Raw genomic sequence first — 1,334 nt, forward strand, 5'->3', positions numbered from 1 at the left:
CTCTACAAAAATCCTTTCACTAGCAAGCTCTTCCCGATCGAATCTTTTCTTGACTGCTTAATTCTTGATTTTTGGGCTTTTTCTTAGGTGTTTTTATTGCTGGTTCTCCAACGTCAGCTGAAATCCTAAATCTCCAGTATTCAACCAATCATCTTCTGTAAAAAGCGTCCTATTCAAGGTGGGATTATTGTAATAGACACCAGTTCTGTTTACACCCCAAATTTGGATACGACCAACCTCACCCTCATTAAGTAAATTATTCCGATCGTCAACAATACGAATTCCACAACCAGGTAAAGGTTTACCAATTTGCACAAATTGTTCGCCACGCTGGTTATAACCCATTGCTATCCACTCACGGTTACTAGCAACAACTCCGGTTTCAGAAAGACCATAGCCAACATTAAGCACATCCGAACCCAATCCCAATGGTTGTAATGTCTGTAAAAAAGAACGGCAAGTTTGAGGCACAATTTTTTCCGCCCCTAAACCAATGGTTTCGATTGAGCTTAAATCCCAGCGAGGTTGGGAAACTTCCTGAATTTGCTCCATAATCTGTGTCATGGCAAAGTTCGTTAATACGCTGCCATTCACTTTGTATTGCTCGACAATATCTAACCAAAGCAGAGGATTTCCGAAAAAGCGTTCTGCGGGAAGATAAAGAGTTTTTCCTGATTTCGGGTTAACGATACCAAATCCTGACGCGTTATCAAAAGGAACCCAAGTCAAGGAACAGTAAGACGACTCAGATTTCTCATTTCCTGATAAAAATTGGCTAATAACTGTGACAGTATCGAAGGAAATCAGTTTTGGAGTACCTGTTGTACCCGAACTAGCGAGTAATAGAGCTAAATCTTCTGGTTGGTTAGAATGGAAACTTTGACTGGGAGCAAATTCTTGAGATTTTTCCAGAGTTAGTAGATTAGGGGTAGAATCTTTGAGAATATTGTTAATTGTTTCTGTCAGATTCTGTGCGGTCAAAATTACAGGATTATCTAACGCTTGCCAAACTTGTTGCAGTTTAGCATTTTGAGCAGTAGTGTTAGAACTATTGGGATAAATTGTCGCAGGTACAGCGACGAAACCACCTAAAAAACAACTCCAAACCGCTGCTACAAAATCATAACAATGTTCAACATGAATGATAACAAAATCTCCAGGAGATAAACCTTGTTCTTGTAAGTAACCGAGTAAGGTTGTAGACTGTCGCCAAAGCTCACCATAAGTTCTGCTTACTCCTTGCTCTTCCCTCAAATCAATTATTTCGCTTTCAGAAAAGCGATCGATTTTTTGTTTTAAAGTTTCTGCTAGAGAGGATACGAACTCAAAAGCTC

1 protein-coding gene is annotated in these 1,334 nt (G+C 39.6%); it reads right to left on the reverse strand.

Annotated elements, in window-relative coordinates:
• Nucleotides 1–93: 93 nt before the first annotated feature.
• A partial coding sequence (locus F6K22_RS40940) for an AMP-binding protein (RefSeq protein WP_293110903.1) occupies nucleotides 94–1,334 on the reverse strand: 1,241 nt, incomplete at its 5' end.

The organism is Okeania sp. SIO2F4, from assembly GCF_010672385.1.
Classification (GTDB): Bacteria; Cyanobacteriota; Cyanobacteriia; order Cyanobacteriales; family Microcoleaceae; genus Trichodesmium.